This window comes from Paraburkholderia sp. Cpub6 (assembly GCF_014201065.1).
GTDB classification, from domain to species: domain Bacteria; phylum Pseudomonadota; class Gammaproteobacteria; order Burkholderiales; family Burkholderiaceae; genus Paraburkholderia; species Paraburkholderia tuberum.
The window spans coordinates 1-3,789 of record NZ_JACHDM010000075.1; the positions used below are offsets into that span (position 1 = coordinate 1).

General features: G+C 60.5%; 5 protein-coding genes. 4 read left to right on the forward strand and 1 reads right to left on the reverse strand.

All coding sequences use genetic code 11. The features are described 5' to 3' along the window. Positions 1-196: 196 nt before the first annotated feature. Positions 197-1,093, reverse strand: a complete 897-nt coding sequence (locus tag HDG33_RS36640; protein ID WP_184041171.1) for a LysR family transcriptional regulator — start codon at positions 1,091-1,093, stop codon at positions 197-199. A gap of 113 nt (positions 1,094-1,206) precedes the next feature. On the opposite strand from HDG33_RS36640, the gene HDG33_RS36645 reads away from it, so the two are divergent. From HDG33_RS36645 to HDG33_RS36660, 4 genes are all read left to right on the forward strand, one after another. Then, positions 1,207-1,431, forward strand: a complete 225-nt coding sequence (locus HDG33_RS36645; RefSeq protein WP_184041173.1) for a hypothetical protein — start codon at positions 1,207-1,209, stop codon at positions 1,429-1,431. Between the two features lie 24 nt (positions 1,432-1,455). Continuing rightward, complete coding sequence (locus tag HDG33_RS36650) at positions 1,456-2,421, forward strand: NAD-dependent epimerase/dehydratase family protein (RefSeq protein WP_184041175.1); 966 nt, start codon at positions 1,456-1,458, stop codon at positions 2,419-2,421. An 8-nt stretch (positions 2,422-2,429) separates the two neighbouring features. Continuing rightward, positions 2,430-2,996 carry an SRPBCC family protein gene (locus HDG33_RS36655; RefSeq protein ID WP_184041177.1) on the forward strand — a complete coding sequence of 189 codons (567 nt, stop codon included), beginning with the start codon at positions 2,430-2,432 and terminating at the stop codon, positions 2,994-2,996. Between the two features lie 435 nt (positions 2,997-3,431). Further along, on the forward strand, positions 3,432-3,698 hold the full coding sequence (locus HDG33_RS36660) for a helix-turn-helix domain-containing protein (RefSeq protein ID WP_184041179.1): 267 nt from the start codon (positions 3,432-3,434) through the stop codon (positions 3,696-3,698). Positions 3,699-3,789: the final 91 nt, after the last annotated feature.

Here is a 3,789-nt window from a genome sequence, read left to right on the forward strand (position 1 = left end):
CAACGAATCGCTTCATGAGTCACCCGGTCTCAGCGCGTTGATTCAGTTTAGGCGATCAATGTGTTTTCACACAGGCTGGACCCACAACGGCCCTTTACAATTCTCGAAACCGGCCATTTGCGATGAGTCGAGCGTAACCGGAAGCCCGACACTCCTGCCAACGCTTCCGGACTGTCGTCGGCAACCGCCAGGTGATCTACGATCGCCGTATGTAAGCCTTTAACCCCGCGGCGATTGCCGCGAACGTCGCGGCACAACGCGTGCTCTCGCGTAGGTCCTCGTGCATGGCGACCCAGGTGTCCATCGTCAAGGAAAAACTGGCCGGTAGCACTCGTACAAGCGCCTTGTCCCGCACGGCCAACGCCGATTGGCATGCTCCAATGCCGAAGCCCGCGCGGATGGCGCCTAGCTGGGCCAGGTCGCTATCGGCACGAAACGCCAGGGCAGCGCGCGAGAACACCGGGAATCGATCCTGGAGCTGGCGGATGAACGCGTTCTCGTTATCAAAGCCGACGATCGCATGGTGGGACAACTCATCTATCGATTTCGGTGTGCCGTGCGCTGCCAAATAGCGTTCGTGAGCATACAAACCGAGTTCGATGCCGCCTACGCGTTGGGCCACCAATGCTTCCTGCGTGGGCCGAAGCATGCGCACCGCGATGTCCGCCTCGCGATGCAGTAAATCATCCACCTTGTTCGACAACACCAGTTCGATGGCCAGTTCCGGGTGCTCGTTGCGCAATGCCGCGAGGATAGGCGGAAGCACCTCGACGCCAATCACCTCGCTCGCGGTCAATCGCACCGTGCCGCGAACGCCTGCACCATGGCTGGAGGCCATCCGAAGCAGTGCTGCGGAGGTCGCGGCCACGTCCGCCGCATAGGGCTTCAGTTCGAGCGCAGCGTCGGTAGGCGCGAAGCCATCGAACGAGCGTGTGAAGAGCTTTAACGCCAGTGCCGATTCAAGACCGTCGATGTGACGGCCGATCGTCGGTTGAGTCATACCCAACGCGCGCCCGGCCGCCGACAGTGAACCTGTCTCCAGAACTGCCAAAAAAGTGCGGTACCACTCCCAGTTCGGTTCGCGTCGATTCATTGTATGCATTTTTTTATAGATTCCATGCAATTCTAGGCAATTTCCGTTTGACCGTCTAATGAGCAAACTACGGACTCCGGCAGCAACATCGATCGAAGTCCACGGAGTCAAAAATGAACATTGCAGCCATCGACGCCCGGACATCGCCCCGCCAGGGTGCCTGCGTCACAGCCGTATGGGCGAAGCGGGTCGTTGGCGTGCTGTTCGCCGCTTCCGTCGCAGCGCTTGAAGCCTGCCCGCGGGCACCGGTTCAACCCGTTCTCGACGCGTGTCTGGTGGCTGTGCGCTCTCGTGCCTTGTCGATCTCAGCTGCGATCTTTCGCCCTCTCTCGTTCTGAACACTCACCGAAAGGAGAATCATCATGTCCAACGTAGCCCTATTCGGCGCAGCCGGCGTCATCGGTCAAAGCATTGCCTCCGCCCTCAGCAGCAGAGGCTGTCCGTATCGCGTCGTCGGCCGTACGGAAGCTAGCCTGCGCAAGGCATTCGGCGCTGATCCGCTCGCTGAAATCGTTACCTGGACCCCGGATTCGCCCGCCTCCGTGCTAGCCGCAGCAAAGGGAATCGAGACGCTGATCTATATGGTCGGCGTGAACTACTGGCAGTTCGAACTGCATCCCGAACTGATGCGCAAGACGATTGATGGTGCGGTCGCCGCCGGGGTCAAAAACATCATCCTGATCGGCACCGTGTACCCGTACGGCATGACAGAAGCCAACCCGGTGCGCGAAGACCACCCACGTGAGCCACACACGTTCAAGGGCCGCATGCGCAAGGCGCAGGAGGATCTACTGATGCAAGCGCATGGCGACGGCCGCGTCAACGCAACGGTCCTCCGCTTGCCGGACTTCTACGGCCCTGGAGTGGAAGCCAGTCTGCTGCACCGCGCGGCGCAGGCTGCGGTGAACGGCGGCACCGCAGACATGGTCGGGCCGATCGACCGCCCGCACGAGTTCGTCTTCGTACCCGACGTCGGTCCGGTGGTTGCGCGGCTGGTCGATACTCCCGCCGCGTTCGGGAAGATCTGGAACCTCGCGGGCGCGGGTGTCACGACGCAGCGCGAACTGGTGTCGGAGATGGAACGCCAGACGGGCAAAAAGCTCAAGTTGCGCGTGGCAGGCAAGATGATGCTTCGACTGATCGGCCTGTTCAACCCTTTCATGCGCGAGATGGTCGAGATGAACTACCTGATGACCGACCCACTGATCATGGACGATTCGGCGCTGCAGCAACTGATCGGGCCGATCCGCAAAACGTCCTATGTGGAAGGCATCCGGCAGACGATCGTCGCCGCGTCGAATACGCATGCGCTGGCCACCGCAGCGTGAGGATCGCCATGAACGACTTCACTTCCAGCGCAGTCGCGCGCCTCATCAACCGTGCGTCTGTTGGTAGGGTCTTCGTGGTAGTCGCTGTTGTGCTGCTCGCGGCAAGACAGGCGCACGCGGGGAGTACAGTGAGTATCGATCAGGCAGCTCCGGTAGTGTCGCGCCATGACGTCGACATCGACGCGCCGCTCTCAACCGTGTGGGCGGTTCAGACAAACATCTCGGCTTGGCCGACGTGGCGGCCCACCGTGACTGCAGCTCACTTTGACGGGAGGCTGGCGGTCGGATCGGCATTCAAATGGGAGGAAGGTGGCTTGAAGATCACGTCGACGATCCAGCAGATCGTTCCGAAGCGAAGAATCGTCTGGACAGGCCCGGCGCAAGGAATCTTCGCGGTGCATGTTTGGGAGTTCACCGCAACGGGGCGCGGCGTCCACGTGCACACTGAGGAGTCGTGGAGTGGTGACGTCGTGAGGGCCAACGTCACGACTCTGCAACCGATGCTGGACGGAGCCCTGCTGGATTGGCTGGCGCGGCTCAAGCAGGTAAGCGAAGCTGACTCGCGGCAACGCTAGTGGAACACTCGGTGAGCGCTTGACCCGAGACATTGTTGCAAATTTGGGGGACTTCGGCCGATGACCGCTACTTGCCGGCCCCTGCCTTTCGACGCGGTCGTGAGATAGCACGAACGGTATTTCAGTAGCGCTGCTGCCCGCACCCTCAAGCGCCGGGGCGTGAGACCACCAACACATCCTAAATCTGTTGTGCCATTCGGCGGGACGCCCCGCCGTGCTGAGGTATGCCGGCACGCCGGTACAAGTTCGGGCGCAGGACGGGCGCGGCGCCACAAACCAATGTGCGTGGGGACGGTCTGAATCGGGGAATTGAGGCCTGCTATGATGGCGCCGCCGGGTCGCGACAGGAATTTGCGTCGCTGCATTCGCAGGTGGACGTCCGACGTCCACACCTGGCCGGTCCATCATCCAGATTTTCATCACATTGAGCCGCGCATGGGAACACTTGTGACAGTGGACATTAACGGCGCCGCCGACATGATGAAGGTGCATCCGAAAACGATATTGGATCTCATCAGAGATGGTGTGCTACCAGCAGCACGGATCGGCCGCGCGTATGTTCTGCTCAGCAAAGATGTGCTCGACTACGTCCAGCAGCAGATTACCAATCAGACAGCCGAAAGACTCGCCATACAGGGAAGGCAAATCCGTCCCCCCGACAAGCGGCCAAGGAGGACAAGGCGCAGCCCGCCCAACCTCTAGTGTCGTGAGTTAAAAATTCATTGAAATATGTTCGCTGCGTACTAAAGTGTCTTGTGTAGCACTGGTATGAGGACGTGGCGATGAGCGGAAG

Bases quoted from the DNA above. Each gene is read 5' to 3' on its own strand.
- HDG33_RS36640 (WP_184041171.1), bottom strand. From the start codon at position 1,093: ATGAATCGACGCGAACCGAACTGGGAGTGGTACCGCACTTTTTTGGCA.
- HDG33_RS36645 (WP_184041173.1), top strand. From the start codon at position 1,207: ATGAACATTGCAGCCATCGACGCCCGGACATCGCCCCGCCAGGGTGCC.
- HDG33_RS36650 (WP_184041175.1), top strand. From the start codon at position 1,456: ATGTCCAACGTAGCCCTATTCGGCGCAGCCGGCGTCATCGGTCAAAGC.
- HDG33_RS36655 (WP_184041177.1), top strand. From the start codon at position 2,430: ATGAACGACTTCACTTCCAGCGCAGTCGCGCGCCTCATCAACCGTGCG.
- HDG33_RS36660 (WP_184041179.1), top strand. From the start codon at position 3,432: ATGGGAACACTTGTGACAGTGGACATTAACGGCGCCGCCGACATGATG.